Source organism: Pseudomonas sp. NPDC086581 (genome assembly GCF_044746165.1).
Classification (GTDB): Bacteria; Pseudomonadota; Gammaproteobacteria; order Pseudomonadales; family Pseudomonadaceae; genus Pseudomonas.
The window spans coordinates 1-23,682 of the sequence record NZ_JBIVBR010000024.1; the positions used below are offsets into that span (position 1 = coordinate 1).

General features: G+C 65.7%; 23 protein-coding genes. 6 read left to right on the forward strand and 17 right to left on the reverse strand.

Annotated features, from left to right (window positions below):
* Positions 1–136: 136 nt before the first annotated feature.
* From ACIPK7_RS29185 to ACIPK7_RS29200, 4 genes are all read right to left on the reverse strand, one after another.
* Positions 137–451, reverse strand: coding sequence for an AzlD domain-containing protein (locus tag ACIPK7_RS29185; protein ID WP_192430932.1), 315 nt, complete (start codon positions 449–451; stop codon positions 137–139).
* A complete protein-coding gene (locus ACIPK7_RS29190; protein ID WP_401091819.1) occupies positions 448–1,146 on the reverse strand; it encodes an AzlC family ABC transporter permease in 699 nt (232 codons plus the stop codon). The genes ACIPK7_RS29185 and ACIPK7_RS29190 overlap by 4 nt, the downstream gene beginning before the upstream one ends.
* A 108-nt stretch (positions 1,147–1,254) precedes the next feature.
* Positions 1,255–2,277, reverse strand: coding sequence for a DNA topoisomerase IB (locus ACIPK7_RS29195; RefSeq protein WP_401091821.1), 1,023 nt, complete (start codon positions 2,275–2,277; stop codon positions 1,255–1,257).
* 77 nt (positions 2,278–2,354) lie between these two features.
* Entirely contained in the window at positions 2,355–3,587 is a 1,233-nt protein-coding gene (locus ACIPK7_RS29200; protein WP_401091823.1) for an oxygenase MpaB family protein, read from the reverse strand.
* A 103-nt stretch (positions 3,588–3,690) separates the two neighbouring features.
* On the opposite strand from ACIPK7_RS29200, the gene ACIPK7_RS29205 reads away from it, so the two are divergent.
* Positions 3,691–4,299, forward strand: coding sequence for a TetR/AcrR family transcriptional regulator (locus tag ACIPK7_RS29205; RefSeq protein ID WP_192430936.1), 609 nt, complete (start codon positions 3,691–3,693; stop codon positions 4,297–4,299).
* A 312-nt stretch (positions 4,300–4,611) separates the two neighbouring features.
* Here ACIPK7_RS29205 and ACIPK7_RS29210 read toward each other — a convergent pair whose 3' ends face one another.
* Positions 4,612–5,814 carry an NAD(P)/FAD-dependent oxidoreductase gene (locus tag ACIPK7_RS29210; RefSeq protein ID WP_401091825.1) on the reverse strand — a complete coding sequence of 401 codons (1,203 nt, stop codon included), beginning with the start codon at positions 5,812–5,814 and terminating at the stop codon, positions 4,612–4,614.
* A gap of 323 nt (positions 5,815–6,137) precedes the next feature.
* Here ACIPK7_RS29210 and ACIPK7_RS29215 point away from each other — a divergent pair, with 323 nt between their 5' ends.
* On the forward strand, positions 6,138–6,653 hold the full coding sequence (locus tag ACIPK7_RS29215; protein WP_401091827.1) for an RrF2 family transcriptional regulator: 516 nt from the start codon (positions 6,138–6,140) through the stop codon (positions 6,651–6,653).
* On the opposite strand, the gene ACIPK7_RS29220 is transcribed toward ACIPK7_RS29215, so the two are convergent.
* Together ACIPK7_RS29220 and ACIPK7_RS29225 are read right to left on the reverse strand one after the other, a co-directional pair.
* Positions 6,650–7,273 (reverse strand): cell wall hydrolase, encoded by a 624-nt coding sequence (locus ACIPK7_RS29220; RefSeq protein ID WP_401091829.1) that lies wholly within the window; start codon positions 7,271–7,273, stop codon positions 6,650–6,652. The genes ACIPK7_RS29215 and ACIPK7_RS29220 overlap by 4 nt on opposite strands.
* Positions 7,274–7,385: 112 nt before the next feature.
* Positions 7,386–8,180, reverse strand: a complete 795-nt coding sequence (locus tag ACIPK7_RS29225) for an alpha/beta fold hydrolase (RefSeq protein ID WP_401091831.1) — start codon at positions 8,178–8,180, stop codon at positions 7,386–7,388.
* 401 nt (positions 8,181–8,581) lie between these two features.
* On the opposite strand from ACIPK7_RS29225, the gene ACIPK7_RS29230 reads away from it, so the two are divergent.
* Entirely contained in the window at positions 8,582–9,286 is a 705-nt protein-coding gene (locus tag ACIPK7_RS29230) for an MgtC/SapB family protein (RefSeq protein WP_401091833.1), read from the forward strand.
* A gap of 19 nt (positions 9,287–9,305) precedes the next feature.
* On the opposite strand, the gene ACIPK7_RS29235 is transcribed toward ACIPK7_RS29230, so the two are convergent.
* From ACIPK7_RS29235 to ACIPK7_RS29245, 3 genes are all read right to left on the reverse strand, one after another.
* Positions 9,306–10,391 (reverse strand): MBL fold metallo-hydrolase, encoded by a 1,086-nt coding sequence (locus ACIPK7_RS29235; protein WP_401091835.1) that lies wholly within the window; start codon positions 10,389–10,391, stop codon positions 9,306–9,308.
* A 309-nt stretch (positions 10,392–10,700) separates the two neighbouring features.
* A complete protein-coding gene (ampC, locus tag ACIPK7_RS29240; RefSeq protein WP_401091836.1) occupies positions 10,701–11,840 on the reverse strand; it encodes a class C beta-lactamase in 1,140 nt (379 codons plus the stop codon).
* Positions 11,841–11,936: 96 nt separating this feature from the next.
* Positions 11,937–12,377 carry a hypothetical protein gene (locus ACIPK7_RS29245; protein WP_024763830.1) on the reverse strand — a complete coding sequence of 147 codons (441 nt, stop codon included), beginning with the start codon at positions 12,375–12,377 and terminating at the stop codon, positions 11,937–11,939.
* A 205-nt stretch (positions 12,378–12,582) separates the two neighbouring features.
* On the opposite strand from ACIPK7_RS29245, the gene ACIPK7_RS29250 reads away from it, so the two are divergent.
* Positions 12,583–13,629: an RNA methyltransferase gene (locus ACIPK7_RS29250; protein WP_401091838.1), complete on the forward strand. Its 1,047-nt coding sequence runs from the start codon at positions 12,583–12,585 to the stop codon at positions 13,627–13,629.
* A gap of 89 nt (positions 13,630–13,718) precedes the next feature.
* The gene (locus ACIPK7_RS29255; RefSeq protein WP_192430946.1) at positions 13,719–14,603 is read left to right on the forward strand and encodes a helix-turn-helix domain-containing protein; all 885 of its coding nucleotides are present in this window, start codon (positions 13,719–13,721) and stop codon (positions 14,601–14,603) included.
* Positions 14,604–14,803: 200 nt separating this feature from the next.
* On the opposite strand, the gene ACIPK7_RS29260 is transcribed toward ACIPK7_RS29255, so the two are convergent.
* From ACIPK7_RS29260 to ACIPK7_RS29275, 4 genes are all read right to left on the reverse strand, one after another.
* The gene (locus tag ACIPK7_RS29260) at positions 14,804–16,099 is read right to left on the reverse strand and encodes an FAD-binding oxidoreductase (protein WP_192430947.1); all 1,296 of its coding nucleotides are present in this window, start codon (positions 16,097–16,099) and stop codon (positions 14,804–14,806) included.
* Positions 16,100–16,113: 14 nt separating this feature from the next.
* On the reverse strand, positions 16,114–17,199 hold the full coding sequence (locus tag ACIPK7_RS29265; RefSeq protein ID WP_192430948.1) for a polyamine ABC transporter substrate-binding protein: 1,086 nt from the start codon (positions 17,197–17,199) through the stop codon (positions 16,114–16,116).
* Positions 17,200–17,240: 41 nt separating this feature from the next.
* Positions 17,241–18,599: a glutamine synthetase family protein gene (locus ACIPK7_RS29270; protein ID WP_192430949.1), complete on the reverse strand. Its 1,359-nt coding sequence runs from the start codon at positions 18,597–18,599 to the stop codon at positions 17,241–17,243.
* A gap of 210 nt (positions 18,600–18,809) precedes the next feature.
* Entirely contained in the window at positions 18,810–19,904 is a 1,095-nt protein-coding gene (locus tag ACIPK7_RS29275) for a polyamine ABC transporter substrate-binding protein (protein ID WP_192430950.1), read from the reverse strand.
* Between the two features lie 221 nt (positions 19,905–20,125).
* Here ACIPK7_RS29275 and ACIPK7_RS29280 point away from each other — a divergent pair, with 221 nt between their 5' ends.
* A complete protein-coding gene (locus ACIPK7_RS29280) occupies positions 20,126–20,899 on the forward strand; it encodes a nuclear transport factor 2 family protein (protein WP_253450511.1) in 774 nt (257 codons plus the stop codon).
* Positions 20,900–20,922: 23 nt separating this feature from the next.
* Here the strand turns inward: ACIPK7_RS29280 and ACIPK7_RS29285 are convergent, their stop codons facing one another.
* The 3 genes from ACIPK7_RS29285 to ACIPK7_RS29295 are packed head-to-tail and all read right to left on the reverse strand — an operon-like array spanning position 20,923 to position 23,602.
* Positions 20,923–22,209: an NAD(P)/FAD-dependent oxidoreductase gene (locus tag ACIPK7_RS29285; RefSeq protein WP_401091841.1), complete on the reverse strand. Its 1,287-nt coding sequence runs from the start codon at positions 22,207–22,209 to the stop codon at positions 20,923–20,925.
* Positions 22,206–22,949 (reverse strand): amino acid ABC transporter ATP-binding protein, encoded by a 744-nt coding sequence (locus ACIPK7_RS29290; protein WP_401091843.1) that lies wholly within the window; start codon positions 22,947–22,949, stop codon positions 22,206–22,208. The genes ACIPK7_RS29285 and ACIPK7_RS29290 overlap by 4 nt, the downstream gene beginning before the upstream one ends.
* Positions 22,946–23,602, reverse strand: coding sequence for an amino acid ABC transporter permease (locus ACIPK7_RS29295; protein WP_038803618.1), 657 nt, complete (start codon positions 23,600–23,602; stop codon positions 22,946–22,948). Before ACIPK7_RS29295 ends, ACIPK7_RS29290 begins: the two co-directional genes overlap by 4 nt.
* Between the last annotated feature and the right edge of the window lie 80 nt (positions 23,603–23,682).

The following is a 23,682-nucleotide window of genomic DNA, read 5'->3' on the forward strand; positions in this document are numbered from 1 at the left end:
CGACATCGGCCAGGGCCTGGCCAGCCGCGAGGAGCAGTGGCAGCGCGGTGAAATCGCCAATCCCTGACGGCCCGCCCTGAATGAAAAAGCCCCGGTCATGTGCCGGGGCTTTTTTTCGGGCCTTTGCCGCCAGCCCCTATAGCCACCAGCGCAGCAGATAGAACGCGCCCATGCTGAGCAGCACGCTGAGCAGCACGTTGCGCGTCCACAGCACCAGCGCCACGGCGACGATGGCGCCGAGCAGGTAGGGGTTGTCCTGGCGCAGGTTCAGCTGGTGCTCGGGTAGGAACACGATCGGTCCGCAGATCGCCGTGAGCATCCCCGGCACGGCAAAGCCGAGGAACTGCCGCACGTTGCTGCCCAGGCGGATCGGCAGGCGCGGTTCGAGGAATACGTAGCGGTTGAAGAACACAATCAGCCCCATGCCGAAGATCACTGCCCAGGCCATCATGCGCGCACCCCCGAGAATTTCTGGCAGAGGAAGCCGGCGAACATCCCCGCCAGGCCGGAAAGCACCAGTGCCGAGCCGATCTGCCAGTAGCTGAGCAGCACCGAGCAGAACAGCGAGACGGCGACACAGACCACGGTCGGGATGTTCTTCACCACCGGCACGATCAGCGCGACGAAGGTGGCGGCGATAGAGAAGTCCAGCCCGAGGTGCTCGAGGCCGGGAATGTTGGTACCCACCAGCACGCCGGCGAGGGTGAAGAGGTTCCAGGCGATGTAGAACGTCAGGCCGACGCCCAGCGCGTACCAGCGGTTGAAGGTGTTGCGGTCATGGCCGCTGACCAAGGCGAACAATTCATCAGTGAGCAGAAAGCCCAGCCCCGCGCGCCAGCGCCCCGGCAGGCCGGCTATCACCGGGCGCAACGTCATCCCGTAGAGCAGGTGCTGCGAAGTCAGCAACAGCGTGGTGATCATGATCGAGAAGAAACCGGCGCCGCCCTTGAGCATTCCGATGGCTACCAGTTGCGCGGCACCGGCGAAGACGATGGCCGACAGGCCCTGGCCGTGCAGCGGCGAAAGCCCGGCGTCAATGGCCAGGGAACCGGCGAGCAGGCCCCAGGGCAGGACCGCGAGCGACAGCGGCATGATGTCGATGGCGCCACTGAGGAAGGCGCGGGAAGGAAGCTGGTCTTGGGGCATGGACGTTTCTTGCAGGCAGTTAAGTGCCGTCAGCGTGGCAGAAAAACGCCGCCCCTGGCTTGAACAATCTTGCTGTCGTTGCCCTCGCGCGCGTTGCCTCCTGACTTCTCACGACGGCGGCCGGGCCAGGAACCCGAGCAGGGTGGCCTCCTCGGCACTGAGATTTTGCCGCTTGCGCGCCTTGCGCAGGCCGACCAGCTCGCCCGCAAGGAAGGCTTCGATCACCCGTGGATGCACGTAGCACTTGCGGCAGATCGCCGGGGTGTTGCCCAACTCGGCGGCGACCTGCTGGATGATTGCCTTGAGCTGGCGGTTGGCGCTTTTCTCGTTCTCCCAGCGCGCCTTGCGGCAGTACTCCAGGGCCAGGGTGGTACCGGCCCAGGTGCGGTAGTCCTTGGCGGTGAATTCCTCGCCGGCGTGCTCGCGCAGGTAAGCGTTGATATCCCGGGAATCGATCATGTGTCGCTGACGCTGTTCATCCAGGTACTGGAAGAGTTGCTGGCCGGGCAGTTCCAGGCAGCGCCGGAGGATGCGCGCCAGGCGCGGGTGTTCGATGTCCACGCTGTGCTTCACGCCGCTCTTGCCGCGAAACGCAAAGCGGATGCGTGCGCCCTGAACCTCGACATGGCGATTACTCAGCGTGGTGAGGCCGAAAGAGCGATTCTCCTTGCGGTAGCGCTGGTTGCCGATGCGGATCAGCGTGCGGTCGAGCAGTTCGACCACGGTCGCCATGACCTTTTCCGCCCCCAGTCCCGGCTGCGCCAGGTCCTGCGCGATGCGTCGGCGCAGAGCTGGCAGGCTCTCGCCGAAGCGCAGCAGGCGTTCGTACTTGGCGCTATCGCGCACCTCGGTCCAGCGCGGGTGGTAGCGGTACTGCTTGCGCCCGCGCACGTCGCGCCCGGTGGCCTGCAGGTGGCCGAGCGGGTCGATGCAGATCCATACATCGATGTACGCCGGCGGAATGGCGAGCTGGTTGATGCGCTGGATTTCCGCCTCCACGCGAATGCGCTCGCCGCCGGGGTCGAAGTAGGCGAAGCGCCCGCGCAGCCGTCGCCGGCTGATGCCTGGCAGGCTGTCGTCGACGTAGTGCAGGTCAGGCGGTAGTTCCAGCAGCTCCGGTGGTGTACTCATGGCAATTCCTCGAAGGCCTTCCCGTCAATGGAGCGCGAAAGGGCGCTTCGAGTGCCGTATTTTTCGTCGTACAGCCTTCAGGGACGTGCGTCTTCGGCTGCCAGGTGAGTCGGCGAGACCAGCCGTGGATCGGCACCGCCAAACAGGGTGAGCAGGTAGTCCTCCTGGCTTTGCAGGCCGTGGCGCACCAGCCAGCCGCGGCCGCCGGGCACTGCGCGAAGCAGGCAGTGGAAGAGGAAGCGCGGCGGCGCGGTCAGCAGCGGGTACCAGGGCAGGCTGCCGCCGGGCAGGCCGAGGGCGCGACGGCCGTCGGCATCGATGAAGGTGTCGGCGATGCTCAGGTGGATGGCCCGGTTCAAATGTCCGCGCAGCCAGGCGAAGTTGGTGTAGTGGCGTTGCAGCGGCTCGTCCACCAGTGCCGAGCCGAGGATGCGACTGCTGTCGTCCGGCGGCGCCTGGGACAGCAGGTTGTGGTAGAGCGCACGGATCGCGTCATTCTCGCTGTCGCACAGCCAGCGCTCCTCGACGCCCATCAGCCAGGCGATGTAGCGCCAGAGGTGGATGATGGCTTCGCGCTCGTGCCGACTCAGGAGCACACCCAGCATGCGCTGGCCGATCAGGAAGATCGCCGAGAAGGCCAGGTAGGTCGCGTGCATGTCGCCCTGGTTGACTGGCAGGCCGTCCTGGGCGAAGTCCCACTCTTCCAGACGTGAAACCCGCCGTCGCACCAGGGCATGCACGAGCCGGACATGCAGCGTGCTGCGATAACCCGCCGCGCCGCGCGCCATGCCGCCGGGACGGGTGCAGTCGATCCACCATTTGGTGGTTTCCGCGATGCGCCGCTGCGGGCCTTTCTCCAGCGCGCCGGTGAGCACCAGGGTGCGGTTGATCCCGGAAGCCTGGTAGCCGGCCAGCAGGCCCAGGTCACGCAGTACGCGCATGCCGGTGAGCCCGGACAGGCCGCAGGCGCGGGCACCCTCTTCGAGGCGTTGCAGGTCGACCCAGGCGGGCAGCGTGTTGACCTGACCGAAGAAGGTCTTCAGCGCTTCGGGTGCCTCGGGGATGGTGGCGATGCCCTGGCTCAGCGCCTGTTCGTACAGGCGCATACCGGCGCCGAGCCCGACATCGAACATCCAATCCACCAGCGCATCCATGGGCGCATCGCCTACCGTTAGGGATTCGCCGATGGCCTGCCAGGTGGCGGCATCCGGCTCGCTTGGTCCCTTGAGGAAACGTTTGACCGGCGCGGCGGTGCGTCGGGCGCGCTGCAGGTCGGCGCCGTGGCGGGTTGGCAGGGCGGTTGCGCTCATCGATTCATACCTTGGTTGGGTGGCCGGGCGAATGCCTCGAATTACGCTATTGCGAGTATTTGCTCGCATTCAACTCGCATCCGGCTCGCACCAGGAGGCAGGCATGAGGAAGCAACCCACGCAGCAGCGCGCCAGCGAGATGGTGGCGGTGCTGGTCGAGGCGGCGGCGCTGGAGATTGGCGAGCGCGGCCTCGACGGCCTGACCACCAACCACGTGGCGCGCCGCGCCGGGGTGAGCGTCGGCTCGCTTTACCAGTACTTCGCCAACAAGGAGATGATCGTCGAGGCCCTGCTGATGCAGCGTGCCGGCACGCTGATGAAGGTGGTGCACCAGCGCGTCACGCCGTTATTGGGTGCAGACATCGGCAGCGTGACCCGCGCGGTGCTGGAGGGCATCTTCGAGCAGGTGGAGGGCGATGCGGCGCAGCGCGAGTTGCTGCGACACTGGCACCGGCTCAATTCCGCGCCGGTGTTCCAGTCCTTGGAGCGGCAGATGATGGAGGTGTGCCGGCAGTACCTGATGCGCCACTTTGACGATTACCGGATCGACAACCTGCCGGCGGTGCTTTTCGTGGTCATCAACTCCGTCCAGTACACCACTGCGCGCTACCTGAGCGAGGCTCAGCCGCTGCTGGGGCGCGAGGAAGTGATCGATACGTTGGCGCGGATGGTTGAATCCCTCTGCGCGCCGCGAAACAAGCAACGCCTGTAGGAGCGAGCCACGCTCGCGATCCGCCGGCAAGGCAGGCGCTCAGGTCAGATCACGGTGATCGCAGGTGACTTGAGATTGGCTGCGAGGATTTCGCGAGCTCTGCTCGCGGATCGCGGGTATTGCCCGTTCCTAACGGATAGCTTTGCGCTCGGATCGTCCCTAACCCTAACCCTCTCCCTTCAGGGCGTGGGAGAGGGAAAACCCAGACGCGGACTTTCAGAAGAATACAGTTGCTCCTACAGGGAAGATCATGTGATTCGGGCATGAATAATCCCCGGAAGGCTTGCGCCAACCGGGGCTCTGCTCAACGCATCAGGCCACGACCGGAATCATCGGGTCAGCGGCTGCCAGCGCGGTGGCGCGATCGGCGGCCGGCGGGTAGATCCATACTGTGTTGATCTCGGTCTTGATCTTCTTGCCTTCCTCACGCTGGAAACGCACCTGGCGATCCCAGCCTTCGGTGAACAGCGCACCCCAGGCTCCCAGGTCCAGGCAGGTCACGTACTTGGGCTGGCTGTAAGGGATGGGCGCCACGCCCAGCAGGTCGGCGGCGGCGTTGTTACCGGCCGAGCGGCCCAGAGAGATGGCATGCTGGCAAGTCATCAGTGCGTAGTTGCCGACTTCGTCCGTCGCGGCGTAAGCCGTGTCGCCGGTGGCGAACACCGCGTCCTGGCCGATCACCTTGAGGTTGCGGTCCACGTGCAGGCGGCCCTGGCGGTCGCGCTCGCCGGCAACCTGTTCGGTCAGCGAGCTGGCGCGTACGCCGGCGGTCCAGATCACTGTTTTCGCCTCGATGCGCTCGCCGCTGGAGAGGGTCGCGCCGTTCTCGTCGATGGATTCCACCGAGGACTTCAGGCGCCATTCCACGCCCAGCTCGGCGGAGGCTTCGGCCACCACGGACTGCGAGGTGGCGCCCAGTGCGCTGCCAATCTCGGCGCCGCGGTCGACCACGATGACGCGCACCTTGGCGTCCGCGCCGAGCACTTCGCGCAGGCGCGCCGGCATTTCAGTGGCGGTCTCGATGCCGGTGAAGCCGCCGCCGGCCACGATCACCGTGTTGCGCGCTTCGGATTCCGGCAGTTGGTGCAGCGCGCGGATGTGCCTTTCGAGGCGCACGGCCTGGTCGATGTCGTCCACGTCGAAGGCATGCTCGATGCCCGGCAGGGCGGGGCGGGCGACCTTGCTGCCGCTGGCGAGGATCAGGCGGTCGAAGCCCAGGGTGGCGACCTTGCCACTGGCGTCGCGGTAGTCCAATTGGCGGCCGTCGACATCGATCTGCTCGGCGCTGCCCTGGATGAAGCTCACGCCCACCGCGCCGAACAGGTCGCCCAGTGGCGCGGCCATCTGGTGCACGTTGGGCTCGTAGAAGCGCGGGCGGATGCGCAGTTCGGCCTGGGGCGCGAGGACCGCGACTTCGATGTCGCCGCGCTGGTGCAGGTCGAGCAGACGCGCGGCGCTCAGCGCGCTCCACATGCCCGCGAAACCGGTGCCGACGATCAGGATGCGTTGTTTCATGGTGCTCTCCGACGAAAAGGATGAATCCAGGTGGTGGGGTTCCCGAGTGCCTGATATCGGAGCGGTTCGCTTCCTGGCTCGCCTCGGATAACTGCGACTATATTTGTCGTAGTTAGGCGGCGCAACCGATTTCTGCGGCAAACTCCGACCATTCGTCACGGTTGGGGCGGGCATCCGCCGCTGCTTCTGTACTGAGGTGGGGCGCGCTGGATAGTCGTGGCCCGCGTGCTGCGGGTGACAGATCGTCAGAATGCATGCTTAAGTGCTTGCCGGAGGCCCGGCAGGGCTTGAAAATAATGCGACTTATGTAGTCGGAGTTTGTAATGGCTTTGTACAGTGCGGGCGTGGAGTACGGCATCCACTGCCTGCTGTTCCTGACGGACGAGAAGGGCGACAGCCGTGAATCCAGCGTGCGGATGCTGGCGGAACTTCAGGGGGTGCCCCAGGAGCTGCTCGCCAAGGTCTTCACCAAGCTGGCCAAGGCCGGGCTGGTCGCGGCCACCGAAGGCGTGCGCGGCGGCTTCCGCCTGGCGCGTCCGGCGGACGAAATCACCGTACTGGATATCGTCAAGGCCATCGACGGCGACAAGCTGATCTTCGAGTGCCGCGACATCCGTGGCCGCTGCGCCGTGTTCGAAGGCTCGCCGCCGGAGTGGGCGACGTGCGGCACCTGCTCTATCCACGCGGTCATGCTCACCGCGCAGAAGCGCATGGAAGAAGCCCTGGCCCAGCAGACCGTGCTGGACCTGGCTCGCCGTGTCGGACGCAAGGCGCCGCCGGAATTCGGCGAGGCCCTGGTGCGCTGGATGGACGCGCAGCGCGACGGCTCCGCGCCCTAGCGCGCGTCACCGCCGCGCGGCTTGTAGAAGACGAACTCGTGGGTCTCTGCCGTGCGGATGTATTCCTTCGCCCAGCCAGGCGAGGCGTGGCGGTCGTGGAAGTACATGGCGCCGCGCGTGCGGTCGCGCAGCTGCTGGTTCAGCGCCCGGCGGGCGATTTCCTTGGCAATGTCATAGCGGTTCTTTTCTTCTACCTGGTCGGAGCGACCGTCGCACCACCAGGAGAATTGGCAGTGCTTCTGTGCCTGGCCCTGCTTTACCACGCCGCACACGGTGTCGGGGAAGCCGCCGTGGCCCATGCGGTTGAGCACCACGTTGGCCACTGCCTCCATGTCCGCCCTGCCGCCGCCCTTGGCTTCCCAGTAGATGGTCCGCGACAGGCAGACGATGGCGTCGTCCAGCGGCGCCTTGCCGGCTGGGTCCAGCGCCTTGACCTCGGATTTGCTGATGGGTACCGGGCTGGTCACCGCCGACGCCGGGTGGGCGACCTGCTGCTCCAGCACTTCGGCCTTGTTCACCGCGGCCTGGGCTTTCTCGTCGGTGGAGGTGCCGATGGAGGCGGCGAAGGAAGAGGGCGCCAACAGGGTGAGCAGCAACAACGGAAGAAGAAGGCGGCACATGTGCGAACCTACCTGCGAAGCGAAATCAGTCTGTCGCTGTGACTGTGCCGCGCAGAATTAGATTCAACTTTCCAGCCAGACGGTAGCCGCCGTAGCCCACGCGCGACGGGGCCTAGGGCAGATAACGCTGAAGGAATTCGTCGACCACCTGTAGCACCGCCGGCTGTTGCTCGCGGTGCGGAACGTGGCCGCAGTCGGGCAGCAGCCTGAGCATCGTTGGCACGCCGGGGACCGAGGTTAAACGCTCCGGGTGTGCGGCCGAGCCGTACTCGTCCTGCTCGCCGTGCATGCTAAGGATCGGGCACTTCACCTGCGCCAGTTCAGCATCCAGGTTCCAGTCGCTGAAATCCTCGGAAAGCCAGGTATCGACCCAGGCACGCAGCACCCAGAAGGCCTTGTGGCCGTGGTACTTCTGCAGGCGCTCAAACTGGCCTTCGCGGGCGAACTCCACTTCGGCGGCGCGGATACCATCGCGGGTGCGATGCTCGACGAAGGCCTGGGCCGATTCGGTGATCAGCGCCGCGCAGGTCTGCGGATGCTGTGCCACACAGGCCACCGCCATGGCGCCGCCGACACTGTGGCCGAACACCACGCAACGCTCGAAACCGAAGTGCTCTTGCACCAGGGGGATGAAGGTGCGCGCCTCATCGTCTATGAAGTCCAGCGGCAGGGCGCCGGGATAGCGCTCGGAGCGGCCGAAACCGAGGCGGTCGTAGGCGATCACCTGGCGACGGGTTCTGCGCGCGAGCTGCTCCGGGAAATCGCGCCACAAGGTCACGCAGCCGAGCGAGTCATGCAGCAGCAGGATGGGTTCGCCGACGGTTTCGGTGGGCGTCCAGTCCTGGGCAAACAGCTGGCCCTTCTCGCTGATGATCCAGTGTTCCCGGGTGGTGACGGTGGACGACATGCAGATAACCAGTGATGTTCGTGCGGGTGCTCATGGTAGGGCCGATAGCCTGCTAAGGAAACCTTAAGGCAGCTCGGCGATGATGACGACTCGCGGCCGGAGCTGTCCCGGGCAGTGCTCACACCGGGTCCGGTCGCTTTTTTTAATTCACGAAGGAGTCCTGCCTTGGACACTTGCCCTGGTCGATTGCGACAGGCCTGAACAGCGAGCCGTCCGGCAGAACCCTGCCACTGTCTCGCTGCGTTGCGGACAGTGGCGATACGCATCCCGCCACGGGATGACGTCTCACCATTCCCCTGCGGGGCCGATCCGGCCCTTCGCCCTCTCTCAATCCACCACCTGAATGCGCGCCGGCATCGCCCGGCGCATGGAGCGGCCGTGCGCCGCGAACGAGGTGGAACATGGATTGGAAAATCTTCCTGCTGCGGGTTGCCGCGGCACTCATTCTGGGCGCCCTGATCGGCGCCGAACGCCAGCTGCGCCAGCGCCTCACCGGCCTGCGCACCAACGCGCTGGTCAGCACCGGTGCCTGTCTTTTCGTGCTGATGACCCAGTCCATGCCGGGGCTATCGGCCGATGCGCCGCGTATCGCTGCGTACGTGGTGTCGGGGATCGGCTTCCTTGGTGGTGGCGTGATCATGCGCGATGGCCTGAACGTGCGTGGCCTGAACACCGCCGCAACGCTCTGGTGCACCGCCGCCATCGGTGTGCTGTGCAGCATGGGGCTGCTGCTGGAAGCGGCGCTGGGCAGCGTGGTGGTGCTTTGCGCCAACATCCTGCTGCGTGACATCGCGCAGCGCATCAACCATCAGGACGTCCTGCCGGCCAGCGAGGCGGAGCAGCGTTATGGCGTCGCCATCATCTGTCGCGCCGAAGACGAGATCCAGGTGCGCAGCCTGATGCTGCACAGCCTGGACAGCAGCGAACTGCGCCTTCAATCGCTGCACAGCGAGGACCAGGCCAACCCGGCGAAACTGGAAGTGCGTGCCGAGCTGCTCGGTGGCCATGGTGCCGCCGGCCAGTTGGAGCGCATGGTCAGTCGCATCAGCCTGGAGAAGGGCGTCAGCTCAGTGCGCTGGCAACTATTCGAGTTGGCCAGCGACTGATTTCGCAACCTGCAAGGACTCAGTTTTCTCGTGCAGCGCGGCTGCCACAGCGCGGCGCCGGTGCACGGGCTTCCTCGGCCACCACGCCGCGCCACCAACGCTCGCCCTGATGGGGCGCCTCGAGGTCGATGCACTCACCCATCATCGGCGTGGTGACGGTGAGCCCGCGCTCGCCAGCGATTTCCAGCACGCGCTCGAAGGGTTCGTACCAGGCGTGCATGGCCAGGTCGAAGGTGCCGTTGTGGATCGGCAGCAGCCAGCGGCCGTTGAGGTCCTGGTGCGCCTGTACGGTCTGCTGCGGATGCATGTGTACATAGGGCCAGTGTTCGTTGTAGGCACCGGTTTCCATCAACGTCAGGTCGAAGTGACCGAAGCGCCGGCCGATCTCGGTGAAACCGTCGAAATAGCCGGTGTCACCGCTGAAGAAGATGCGCAGGCTGTCGTCCTCGATGACCCAGGAGCACCACAGAGTGCGGTTGCCGTCGCGCACGCCGCGGCCGGAGAAATGCTGCGCCGGTGTCGCGGTCAGGCACAGGCCATCCACCGTGGTGCTCTGCCACCAGTCCAGCTGGCGGATTTTCTCTGCCGGCACGCCCCAGTCGAGCAGGCGGTCGCCGACGCCCAGCGGGGTGATGAAGACCTCCGCGCGCTCGGCCAGCACGGCGATGGTCGCGCGGTCGAGGTGATCGTAATGGTCGTGGGAGAGGATCACACCGCGGATCGGCGGCAGGTCGTGCAGGGCAATCGGCGGCGCGTGGAAGCGCTTGGGTCCGGCGAAGCTGAAGGGCGAGGCGCGTTCGGAGAATACCGGGTCGGTCAGCCACCAGCCGCCGCGCAACTTGATCAGCAGGGTGGAATGGCCGAGGCGGTAGAGGCTGCGGTCGGGCGCCTGCTCCAGTTCGTCGCGGCTCAGCGCGCGCACCGGCACCGGGGCGCGAGGTACAGTGTTCTTCGGCTTGTTGAACAGCACATCCCAGAGCACTTTTGCGCTCGGTTCAGGCATATCGGCCGGGCGTGCCTTGAGGTTGCGGAATCTCCCGGCAATGTAATGCGGCGAGTGGCTGTAGTCGTCGATGGGCGCGCGTTGCAGTGGGAGACGGGGCAAGGCACTGAACCTCGGGTGGCGGATTTCGTCAGAGCACCACGCTAACGCTTCCGCGGCCAGGGAGCATTACCGGCATTTTGATTCAGAACATCATCGCCATCGATACAGGCGCGGCGCCCAAGCACGGTCGGGCTGCAGGACCGAGGGTGACGCCCAGTCCTTGCTCGCTAACCGCGTGGCACCGCAGCAGGGCTGTTCGCGAGCAAGCTCGCTCCTACGAAAAGCACCGCAGAGCGGGTCGACCATGCGCGGCCTCGTAGGGCGAATAACCCGGAACGGGTTATTCGCCGTCGCCGCTGGCACGGCGGCTCAATCGAGTTTCGAAAGAATGTCCCAGGCCAGCTTCACCCGCACTTCATTGGGATAGTTGCGGTTGGCGAGGATGACGATGCCGCGCTGCTTCGACGGGACGAAGGCGACGTAGGTGCCGAAACCGCCGGTGGCGCCGGTCTTGTTCACCCAGACGTCCTGCTGCGGTGGCAGCGGTTTGCGCAGGGCGATCACCGGCTGGGTTTCCAGCATGCTGCTGCCGTTGTACTGCTGCAGTTCGGCGAGCTTGGGTGGGTAGGCGTACTGCTCCCAGATCAGGTCCTGGGTCATCGGGCCAACCTGGTAGTAGCCGGTGCGAGTGGCATCCACCGCCGCCCGTAGCTTGTCGCCGAGCTTCACCTCGCCCAGCTGCACCTGGACGAAGCGCAGCAGGTCGCGGCTGCTGGATTTCACTCCATAGGCCTCGTCGGCGATCTGGCCGGGGTTCACCCGTACCGGCGCATCGTCCTTGTCGTATCCCTGGGCGTAGATGGCTTGTCGGGTTACCGGCACGTCGATGTGAGTGTTGCTCAGCCCCAGCGGCGCGAACACGTTGCGCTGCATCGCGGTCTTGAACGGCACGTCGAGCGCTTTCGCGGTGACGATGCCGAGCAGGGCTATGCTGGGGTTGGCGTAGCTGCGCTGGCTGCCGGCGGGGTATTGCGGCTGCCAATTCCTGTAGTAGTCGGTGAGCTGCCGGGGCGTCTTAACCTCTTCGGGCAGTTGCAGCGGGAAGCCGCCGGCGGTGTGGGTGGCGAGCTGGATCAGCGTCACCTTGTCCAGCGCACTGCCGCGCAGCTCCTTCAGATAGCGCGTCGGGCTGTCCTCCAGCTTGAGCTTGCCCGCGGCCTGGGCGAAGCCGGCGAGGGTGGCGGTGAAGGTCTTGCTCACCGAGCCGATCTCGAACAGCGTGTCGCTGCTCACCGGCTGCTTGCTCTCCTTCGACGCCACGCCGAAGTTGTAGAAGCGCTGCTCGCCGTGATCGGTGACGCCTATGGCCAGGCCGGCAATGTTCTGCTCGCGCATGACCTGCTGGGCGAGCTTGTTCACCTTCGTGTCGAAGTCTGGAGGAGCGGCTTGGGCGAAGTTGGCGAGTGCGAGTGCGGTGAGGCTGAACGCGAGGGGAGCGGTCCGGCGCATGAAGACGTCCTGTTACGGTGTATGAGGACTGAACCTAGCATCACATGCTCCGTCGCTCCAGCGGTAGGCGGGGCACCGTGCCCCGCCCGGCGTCCATCAACGAATGTTGTTGATGCTGCCTTTGTTGCCGGTGACCTTGACGTCCACCTTCTTGAATATGAAGTAATCCTGCACGTTCACTTCGTAGCGCGGTGCAACGATCAGATCGGAACCGGAACTCTTCACGGCCTTGTACGCGGCAGCGGCCTTGACCGAGGAGACCGGGTCGAAGGCGGCCAGGCTCATGCCCGAACCGCTTTCGGCGCCGTAGGTCACGCCATCGGCATACTGGCTGTCGCCGCCGAACTTGATGAAGCCGAACAGGATGTTGACCTGGGACTGTCCGCTGATCGGGCCACCGACGGCGACGTCTGCCTTCAGGTCGGTCTTGACGGCGCCGGCGATCGGGGCGATCGGCTGGCTGACGTTGTAGCTGGTGCAGCCGGTGGCGAGGGCGGCGACCGAGACGAGTGCGGCGGCGCTCAGGAACTTCTTTATTCTTACTCCTTGTATGCAAATGCCCCTTTTTGCATTGGATTGGGGGCGGCGGCACTGTAGGGCCCGATGAACGGTTGCTGAATAAGACGAATCTCAAAGGAGGATGCGCGGGGTTGCCACGGCGATGGCTCTAGGACGGACATTTCAGCGCCCTCGACCGGCAGCGCTACGCCGCATCGGCGCCGGGTGGTAGGATTCGCGCCCCATGCGAATCTCCGACCTCGACCAACGCCTCGCCGACCTCGGCGCGCTGCCCATGCACCGCGCTCGGATGCTGCGCGCCTGGCTGCAGGGCAGGCCGCTGGATGCCGGCACCAAGCGGCAGGCGACCGCGGATTTCCTGCCGCTGAGTGTGCGCAATGGCGTGGCGCAGATCGCCGCCGAGCTGGACGCCCTGGCGACCATTCATTCGCGTCATCCCGGTGGCGACAACTCCGAGCGCCTGCTGGTGCGCCTGGCCGACGGGCAGATGGTGGAGAGCGTGCTCTTGCCGCGCGGCGGCGTGTGCGTGTCCACCCAGGTCGGCTGCGCCGTGGGCTGCCGCTTCTGCATGACCGGCAAGAGCGGCCTGCTGCGCCAGCTTTCCACCACCGAAATCGTCGCCCAGCTGGTGCTGGCACGGCGTGTGCGGCCGGTAAAGAAGGTGGTGTTCATGGGCATGGGCGAGCCGGCGCACAACCTCGATAACGTGCTCGAAGCCATCGACCGCCTCGGCACCGATGGCGGTATCGGCCACAAGAACCTGGTGTTCTCCACTGTCGGCGACCCGCGCGTCTTCGAGCGTCTGCCACAGCAGCGGATCAAGCCGGCCCTGGCACTGTCGCTGCACACCAGCAATGCCGAGCTACGTGAGCATCTGCTGCCGCGTGCGCCGAAGCTGACGCCCGAGGAACTGGTGGAGCAGGGTGAGGCCTATGCGCGCGCCACGGACTACCCGATCCAATACCAGTGGACGTTGCTCAAGGGCGTCAACGACAGCCAGGAAGAACTCGACGGCATCCTGCGCCTGCTCAAGGGCAAGTTCGGCGTGCTCAACCTGATCCCCTTCAACGCGCTGGAAGGCGACCAGTACCAGCGCCCGGGCGCTGAACGCATCGTCGAGATCGTCCGCTACCTTCACAGTCGCGGCGTGCTGACCAAGGTGCGCAACAGCGCCGGGCAGGACGTCGATGGTGGCTGCGGCCAGCTACGTGCGCGGGCGACCTACTTGATTGCCAGCTCCGGTCGGCGGATTTCTCGTCTGAGCGAGTAATTACCGCGCGCCTTTGCTGTTCGAGATCTTGCACGGGTATCACGCCGGTTGTTAGCCTTCCCCATCTGAAAAAACCAGCAGGGCTGGGTATGGCGATCCGGGTTGTCGAAGCACAGGAAGTAGATCAGCAGCGCATAGCCATTCCTGGTTGGGAACAGCAGTACACGCAGATGTCCGCCGGGCGATTCGCCGGTCGCATCCTGCACGCCGAAGTCGAGGGGATCGAGCTCTTTGAAGAGCAGATGAACCTGCGCGTGGAGCAGGAGTTCCACGCCCCGCCCGGCGCGCTGGTATTCAGCTTCGACATGTCCGACAACGCCCTCTACCTGCTCGACGGGGAAACCCGCAACGCCTGGGTCACTCCCGAGAACTACCGCGAGGTGGCTGTGGTGATCAAGGAATCGGCGAATTGGGGCCAGCCGGCCGACGCGTTTGCCGACCTGGTGCTGACGCCGCTGCGCTCGGGCCACTGCCAGTCGGTGGCGACCTCGCTGAGCAACCTGCTAACCGGCGCTTCGTCCGGTGACGATCCAATGGATGCGCCGGGTATGGCGCAGAGCATCGTCTCGCACTGTTTCTCGCTGCTGTGCGAAGCGCCCCTGGATGGCGAACGCCGCGCGCGTTCCATCGTCCAGGCCAAACGTGTGGTGCAGCGGGTCAAGGAAGTGGTGAACGACTGCCCCGACGAGCAATTTGGCATGGCCGATCTCGCCGCCAAGGTGGGCGTTTCGCCGCGCACGCTGCAGCAGTCGTTCCTGCATTACGCCGGCATTCCGCCCATTGTCTGGTTGCGCAATCGCCGCCTGAACGCCGCGCGCCGCGACCTGCTGGCCGCCGCGGAGTCCGGCATGACCGTGGCCGAGGTGGCGATGAAGTGGTCGTTCTGGCACCTGGGGCGTTTTTCCCAGTCGTATTTCGCGCTGTTCGGCGAGTATCCGAAGACCACGGCGAAGCAGGGCGGTCGGGTCTGGTAGCGGCGACCCGTCATGGGCGCGGACATTGTCCGCGGATCGCGGGCATGGCCCGTTCCTACTATGGAGCTACGGACCTTCCGTGTAGGAGCTGGCCGTGCCTGCGACAGCCAGCGCGCCGGACCATCACGGATGCAGTCCGCCGCAGAAGATAAAAGAAGCCCCCGAATCGGGGGCTTTTTCGTTTACAGCAGCGCCAGCGATCAGCCGAGCAACTCGCGCACCCGATACCACGCCATGCCCAGCGCCAGCAGCGGCGAACGTAGCAGCTTGCCGCCGGGGAAGGTCAGGTGCGGCACGGCGCTGAACAGGTCCAGCCCCTTGCTCTCACCCTGGTGGATGGCTTCGGCGAGCAGCTTGGCTGACCAGTGTGTGACGTTCAGTCCGTGGCCGGAATAGCCCTGGGCGAAGTACACGTTCGGATGGTTCTTCAGCCGGCCGACCTGCGGGAAACGATTGGCTGTGATGCCGATCATGCCGCCCCACTGGTAGTCGAGCTTCACCTGCTCCAGCTGCGGGAACACCTTGAGCACCTTCGGCCGCATGTAGGCGCCGATGTCCGCTGGGTCGCGCCCCGAGTAGTGGCAGGCGCCGCCGAACAGCAGGCGACGGTCGGCCGTCAGGCGGTAGTAGTCCAGCCCGACCTTCTGGTCGCACAGCGCCATGTTCTGCGGGATCAGCTGCGCTGCCAATTCCTCGGACAACGGCTCGGTGGCCACCACGTAGCTGCCGGCGGGCAGTACCTTGCCGGTGAGCTTCGGCTCCAGCTCGTCGAGGTGAGCGTTACAGCCAAGTACCAGGGTGTTCGCCAGCACGCGGCCCTGGGCGCAGTGCACCACGGCCGTGGTGCCATGCTCGATGCGCAGCACCGGGCTTTGCTCGAAAATCTGCGCGCCAAAAGCCTTGGCCGCGCGGGCTTCGCCCTTGACCAGGTCGAGCGGATGCAGATGGCCCGAGCCCATGTCGATGTGTCCACCCGCGTAGAGGTCACTGGCGACCACTTCGCGCATGCGCTCTGGTGGCACCAGACGGGTCTCATGCGGGTAGTCCGAAGTGCTAAGCGATTCCTGCTCGCGGACCATGGCGGCATACTGCGCCGGGGTATTGGCCAGCTCGCAGAAGCCCCAGCGCAGGTCGCACTCGATGCCCAGTTCGGCGATGCGCTCGGCGACCAGGGCCACCGAATCGACACCCGCCTGCTCCAGGTAGCGCACGCCTTCTTCGCCGACGTACTTGGCGAAGCCGCTGACGTCGTGGCCGATGCCGCGGATCAACTGCCCGCCGTTACGCCCGCTGGCTCCCCAGCCGATGCGCCGGGCTTCCAGCAGCACCACGGAGTGGCCGCGACGGGCCAGCTCCAGGGCGGCGTTCACGCCGGTGAAGCCGCCGCCGATCACGCAGACGTCCGCCCGCACATCCCCGTTGAGGGAAGGGTACTGCTGACGATCACGGGCGGTCGCGGCGTAATAGGACGCGGCGTGCTCCTCGGTGTGCTTCATGGGACTTTCTCGTTTCATTGGTTGAACTTGATCTTGCTCCAGCTGCGGGTCATCAGGCGCATGATCTTGGGCGGCGGCGCCTTGGCGATGTACAGCTTGTCGAGCACGGCCTGGCTCGGGTAGACCTCGGGGTTGTTCTGCATTTCCTCGGGCAGAAGGGTCTTGGCGTCAGCGTTGGCGCTGGGGTAGCCGACATACTCGCTAATGCCGGCTATCACCTTCGGATCGAGGACGTAGTTGATGAACGCCAGAGCCTGCTCCGGATGACCGGCATCGGAAGGAATTGCCATCAGGTCGAACCACAGGTTCGCGCCTTCCTTGGGAATGCTGTAGGCGATCTCGATGCCGTTCTTGGCTTCCTTGGCGCGGGCGGCGGCCTGGAAGACGTCGCCGGAGTAGCCGAAGGCCACGCAGATGTTGCCGTTGGCCAGGTCCGAGATGTACTTGGACGAGTGGAAGTAGGTGACGTACGGGCGCACCGCCACCAGCTTCGCCTCGGCCTTGGGATAGTCCGCCGGGTTGGTGCTGTTGGGATCCAGGCCCAGGTAGTTGAGTACCGAGGGGATCATCTCGTCGGGCGAGTCCATGAAGGCCACGCCGCACGCCTGGAGCTTCTTGATGTTCTCCGGCTCGAACAGCACCGACCAGGAGTCGATCTTGTCGACGCCCAGCACTTCCTTGACCTTGGCGACGTTGTAGCCGATGCCGTTGGTGCCCCACAGGTAGGGCACCGAGTGCTTGTTGCCCGGGTCGTTCTGTTCCAGCAGCTTGAGCAGCGTCGGGTCCAGGTGCTTCCAGTTCGGCAACTGGCTGCGGTCGAGTTCGAGGAACACGCCGGCCTGCACCTGGCGGGTCAGGAAGTGGTTGGATGGCACCACCACGTCGTAGCCGGAACGGCCTGCCAGCAGCTTGCCTTCCAGGGTCTCGTTGGAGTCGAAGACGTCGTACACCGGTTTGACCCCGGTGGTCTTCTGGAAGCCCACGAGGGTGTCCGGAGCGATGTAGTCGGTCCAGTTGTAGATGCTGACCGTCGGTGCAGCGTGTGCGGCCGAGGCAAGGGCTGCCAGGGCGAAGGGCGCAAGGGTGCGCAGCAGTCTCATGGGGACTCCCGAATTGTTGTTGTGAAGTCGGTGACGCGGAATCAGACGCTCAGCAGCAGGAACTCACGCTCCCAGGAGCTGATCACGCGCTTGAAGTTCTCGTGCTCGGTGCGCTTGACCGCCACGTAGCCCTGCACGAACTTCTCGCCGAGGAATTCCTTGAGCACGGCGCAGTCTTCCATCTGCTGCAGCGCGTCCTCGATGGTGATCGGCAGGCGCAGGTTGCGGCGCTCGTAGGCACGGCCCTGGACGGCGGCGCTGGGGTTGATCTGCTCGATCATGCCCAGGTAGCCACAGAGCAGGCTGGCGGCCAGCGCCAGGTACGGGTTGGCGTCGGCGCCCGGCAGGCGGTTTTCCACGCGCATGGCGATCGGCGGCGCGGCGGGGACGCGCAGGCCCACGGTGCGGTTCTCTTCGCCCCACTCCACGTTCACAGGCGCGGAGGTGTCCGGCAGGAAACGGCGGAAGGAGTTCACGTTGGGCGCGAACATCGGCAGCACTTTCGGGATGTACTTCTGCAGGCCGCCGATGTAATGCAGGAACAGCTGGCTCATGGAGCCGTCTTCAGCGGCGAAGATATTCTGGCCGGTGGCGATGTCCAGGACGCTCTGGTGAATGTGCATGGCGCTGCCGGGCTCGTCGGTGATCGGCTTGGCCATGAAAGTGGCGCTGACGTCATGCTTGAGCGCGGCTTCGCGCATGGTGCGCTTGAACACGATGATCTGGTCGGCCAGGCTCAGCGCGTCGCCGTGACGGAAGTTGATTTCCATCTGCGCCGGGCCGTCCTCGTGGATCAGCGTATCCAGGTCCAGGCCCTGCAGTTCGCACCAGTCGTAGACGTCTTCGAACAGCGGGTCGAACTCGTTGGCGGCGTCGATGGAGAAGCTCTGGCGGCCACTTTCTGGGCGGCCCGAGCGGCCGACGGGTGCTTCCAGCGGGAAGTCCGGGTCGCTGCTGCGCTTGGTCAGGTAGAACTCCATCTCCGGCGCCACGACTGGGCTCCAGCCCTTGTCGGCATAGAGCTTGAGCACGCGCTTGAGCACGTTGCGCGGGGACAGCTCGATGGGATTGCCGACCTTGTCGAAGGTGTCGTGGATGACCATCGCGGTCGGTTCCAGCGCCCAGGGCACCAGGAAGATGGCATCCGGGTCGGGACGGCAGACCATGTCGATATCCGCTTCGTCCAGCAGGTCGTAGTAGACGTCGTCATCGACGAAGTCGCCGGTGACCGTCTGCAGCAGAACACTTTCGGGGAGACGCATGCCCCCCTCGCCGAGGAACTTGTTGGTGGGGGAAATCTTGCCGCGGGCGATGCCGGTGAGGTCGCTCACCACGCATTCGACTTCGGTGATTTTCTGTTGCTTCAGCCGTTGCTCCAGTTGCTCGGCGGGGGTGGTCATACAAGCCTCGGGTGTTTTTGGATTTGTAATGGGTGCACATGCAGCGTCTTGCTGCCAGGCGAGGCTAGTGTCGGCGGGAGTCCCGATTGCGTTCTATCCACTTTCCGCAAGGCTTGGGAATCGCCGTGAAAAAGGCGTCCGCTCGAATGCAGAAAGCCCCGGACGCCAGGGGCGACCGGGGCTGCTGCTTTGCAATGAAGGCGTCGAGTATCAGACCCCGGACTTGATCCGGCTCCAGTCGCGGGTGATCAGGCGCAGGATCGACGGGCTCGGCGGCAGGCTGACGTACATGCCCTTGACCAGCTCGGCGTTGGGGTAGACCGCCGGGTTTTCGCGGACCTTCGGGTCCATCAGCGCCTTGGCCGGCACGTTGGCGTTGGCGTAGTGCAGGTAGTCGCTGGTCCTGGCGATCACGTCCGGGCGCATCAGGTAGTTGATGAAGGCATGGGCGCCTTCGGGGTTGCGGGCGTCCTTGGGGATGGCCAGGTTGTCGAACCAGATGTTCGTGCCTTCCTTCGGCACGCTGTACTCGACATCCACCGCGCCGCCGGCTTCCTGCGCGCTTTTCTGCGCCTGCAGCACGTCGCCGGAGAAGCCGATGGCCACGCAGACGTTGCCATTGGCGAGGTCGGCGATGTACTTGGTCGAGCTGAAGTAGGTCACCGAGGGCTTGAGGCTTTCCAGCAGTTTGGTGCCGGCCTCGTAGTCCGCCGGGTTGTTGCTGTTGGGGTCCTTGCCCAGGTAGTGCAGGGCCAGCGGCAGGATCTTCGCCGGTGAGTCGAGGAAGGCCACGCCGCAGCCCTTGAGCTTGGCGAGGTTCTCCGGCTTGAACACCAGGTCCCAGGAGTCCAGCGGCGCATCGGCGCCCAGCGCGGCCTTGATTTTCGCCGGGTTGTAGCCGATGCCGACGGTGCCCCAGAGGTAGGGCACGGCGAAGCGGTTGCCCGGGTCGGACTGGGCTACGCGGGCCAGCAGGTCGGGGTCGAGGTTCTTGCGGTTGGGCAGCAGCGCGTTGTCCAGCGGGCGATAGACGCCGGCCTTGAGCTGGCGGGCGAGGAAGTCCGCCGAGGGCACCACCACGTCGAAGCCCGAATGCCCGGTGAGCAGCTTGGCCTCCAGCACTTCGTCGGACTCGAAGGCGTCGAGCACCACCCTGATCCCGGTTTCCTTCTGGAAGTCCTGCAGCACGGTCGGCCCGATGTAGTCGGCCCAGTTGGCGAAATGCACCTCTTGCGGCGCCGCCAGCACCGGCAGCGCGACACCGGCCAGCAGGCCGGCCAGACAACCCAAAGCACGCTTGTTCATCTTCACTCCTGGAGGACGCCGGCTTGCGCGGCGCCAATGCGATCGGCAGGTGGGAAACGGGCCTTGTTCTGTTGTTCTCGGCCCTGGTCGAAAACTAGGCGCGGCGCGGCTTTGCGTCGTTCTTCCGTGCACGGGCGGAATCGGCGATGCCGCTGCGGACCCGCGGCGCTGTGCAGCGCGCAGCCCACGCCTTACGCTGCGGCCCAGGCGGAGGGAAAACCATGAACGATGAAACCGAGCGCACCCGCGAAGTGGTCACGCGCTACCACCAGTGCTGGATGAACCGCGACGTCGAAGGCGTGCTGGCGATGTTTCATCCGCAGGTGCAGTACTGCGACTTCTACAACGACCTGGAAATCCCCGCCAGCGAGCTGCCCGGCTATATCCGCACAGCCATGCCGCGCAGCCCGCAGCATCACATCGAACACATCGACCAGATTCGCGCCGATGGCGACACGGCGTTCATCCAGTACCGCTCGCGCCTGACCCTGCGGCGCAGCAGCCGGCTGGCCTCGTTCCGTGCCAGCGAGGCGATCACCGTGCGCGACGGCCTGATCTGGCGCGTCCACGAGTACGCCACGCCGGTGCGCGAGCAGCGCGAGGAGGGCGTCAAGGACCAGCGTCGCCTGGGCCTGAACTCGGCCCAGGTGGGGAAGATGCTGCTGGATATCGAGTCCTACTTCGGCAGCGCCCATCCCTATCTCGACCCGGAGATGGACCTGGAGCGCCTGGCGCGGGCCACCGGCTACACGCGCAACCAGATTTCCTACCTGCTCAATCAGGTGCTCGGGCAGAGCTTCTACCGCTACCTGAACCAGGCGCGCATCGGTCATCTGCTGGAGCGCCTGCGCGAGGAGCCGGCGGCGCGCATCGACGAACTGGCGTTCGCGGTGGGCTTCAATTCGCTATCGGTGTTCTATCGCTGCTTTCGCGAGCACACCGGGCAGCCGCCGCGCGCCTATCTGGCGGCGCTGCAGGAAGGCAGTCCGGCCTGACGAAGACGCCAGGCCGGGCACTCTCAGAGAATGGCGTCGAGCAGCCGGTACCAGGCGATGCCCACGCCCAGGTAAAGGCGCTGCAGGCCGTGGAAGGGAATCGGCCGCACCGGGGTGATGGGGAAGGGGAAGTCCTTCTCGCGTTCCAGCACACGTTCTGCCAGGTGACGGCCCAGGGTCGAGGCCATGGCGATGCCGCGGCCGTTGTAGCCCAGCAGGATGCTCAGGTTCGGCGCCGGCTCATGCAGCCGTGGCATGAAGTCCGGGGTGAGCGCCACGCGGCCGCTCCACTGGTACTCGAACTCCACCTCGGCCAGCTGCGGGAACAGGCCCAGCAGGGAGCGCTTCAGGTGCAGCCAGTCGCCGGGCGAGCGTGGCTCGGCGAACGGGCCGCGACCTCCCAACAACAGCCGGCCGCGAGCGTCCTGCTTGAAGTACAGCAGCAGCCGGCGCGCATCCGAGCAGACTTCGCCATTGGGCAGCACGCTGCGCCGCAGGTTTTCCGGCAAGGGCCTGGTGGCGACGATGAAGCTGTTGGCGGCGATCACCGTCTGCCGCAGTTTCGGCCAAAGGTCGTCGGTGTAGCCGTTGGTGGCGAGGATCACCCGTTCGGCGGTCACGCTGTGCCCGTTATCGGTGCTGAGCTGCCAGCCGCTGCCGTGGCGACGCAGGTCGGTTATGCGGTTGTGGCCGTGGATGGCGGCGCCCTCTGTCAATGCGGCTCGAGCCAGGCCGCGCACGTAGCTCAGCGGCTGGACGCTGCCGGCGCGCGGGTCGACCCAGGCGCCGAGGTAGTCGTTGCTGCCGATGCGTTGGGCAACGCTGCGCTTGTCGAGCATCTCCACCGGCACGCCACGCTGGCGCCACTGCCCGGCGCGCTTCTCGATGGCGCGCAGGGCGGCGGGCGAGGCGGCGGGCTGGATCCAGCCCTTGCGGGTAGCTTCGCAGTCGATGTCGTAACGGCGGATCAGCTCGAAGACTTCATCGGCAGCGCCGCCGGCGACCTCGATAAGGCGTTCGGCCTTGTCGCCGCCGAACATGCGCCGCAGGTCGTCCGGGTCATGCTTGAGGCCGGGGATCACCTGCCCGCCGTTGCGCCCGGAAGCGCCCCAGCCCGGCTCGCCGGCATCCAGCACGCAGACGCGCACGCCGTTGCGGGCCAGGTGCAGGGCGGTCACCAGCCCGGTGTAGCCGGCGCCGACGATGGCGACGTCGACCTGCTTGTCTTCAGCCAGCGCCGGTGTGGCCGGGCCGGCGTTCGCGGTGGCCGCCCAGAGCGACGGCGGCAGCGCCAGGGGCTGGGCGTTCATGCCTGGCCCCCGTCGGTGTTGAGCAGGCGCCGGAGGAATTCCTGGGTGCGCGGCTGGCTCGGCGCGCCGAGCACATCCTTGGCGGTGCCTTCCTCGACGATGCGGCCGCCATAGAGGAAGCAGACCTTGTCAGCCACTTCGCGGGCGAAGCCCATCTCGTGAGTCACCACCACCATGGTCATGCCTTCGTCGGCGAGCTTGCGCATCACCGCCAGTACTTCGCCCACCAACTCCGGGTCCAGCGCCGAGGTCGGCTCGTCGAAGAGAATCGCCTTGGGGCGCATGGCCAGGGCGCGGGCGATGGCGACGCGCTGCTGCTGGCCGCCGGAAAGTTCGTCCGGGTAGGCGTCCAAGCGGTGGCTCAGGCCGACCTTTTCCAGCAGGGCACGGGCGTGTTCGCGGGCGGCGTCCGGGCGCTCCTTCTTCACGTACACCGGGCCTTCCATGACGTTCTGCAGCGCGGTGCGGTGGGGGAACAGGTTGAAGCGCTGGAACACCATCGCCACCTGGGTGCGGATTTCGTGGATGGAATGGGCGTGGCGGTCGACGCGCTCCTGGCCCACCAGGATGTCGCCACCCTCGTAGGTTTCCAGGCCGTTGATGCAGCGCAGCAGGGTGGATTTGCCCGAGCCGGACGGGCCGATCAGGCACACTACCTGGCCGCTTTCCACCGACAGGTCGATGCCTTCGAGGACACGGGTGCTGCCGTAGCTTTTGTGCAGCGACTGGATGCGGATCATGCTTTCTTCCTCGTGGCGATGCGCGCTTCGAGGCGGCGCAGGGCATACGACAGCGGCAGGCTCAGGGCCAGGTAGAGCAGGGCGACCAGGGTGTAGACGGTCATGTTCTCGAAGGTCGAGGAAGCGATCAGCTGGCCGGCGCGGGTCATCTCGGCCACCGTGATGGTGGACACCAGCGAGGAGTCCTTGAGCATCATCACCAGGGTGTTGCCGTAGGGTGGCAGGGCGATGCGGAAGGCCTGCGGCAGCACCACCCGGCGCATGATCATCGGGCCGCGCATGCCGAGGGATTCGGCGGCTTCGATCTGTCCTTGCTGTATAGCCTGGATGCCGGCGCGGAAGTTCTCCGCCTGGTACGCCGAGTAGGCGATGCCCAGGCCGATGATGCCGGCCTGCATGGCGGAAAGCTGCACGCCGAAGTCCGGCAGCACGAAGTAGATGTAGAACAGTTGCACGATGATCGGCAGGCCGCGGATCACGTTGACCACTGAGATGCCGAACAGCGCCACGGCGCGGATTTTCGACACCATCATCAGGGCGAAGGCCAGGCCGATGAGCGAGCTGAGCAGGAACGATGCAATCGTGACCTGCACGGTGACCACTGCGCCACTCAGGAGAATGGGCAGGAAGTCCAGAGCATTCTGGAGAAACATAGGGGCTCCGTGAGCGGAAAACTGAGGGCGGCCGCCACCCTTCACCGGGCGCAGGGCTCCGGCGAAAGGTACGGATGAGT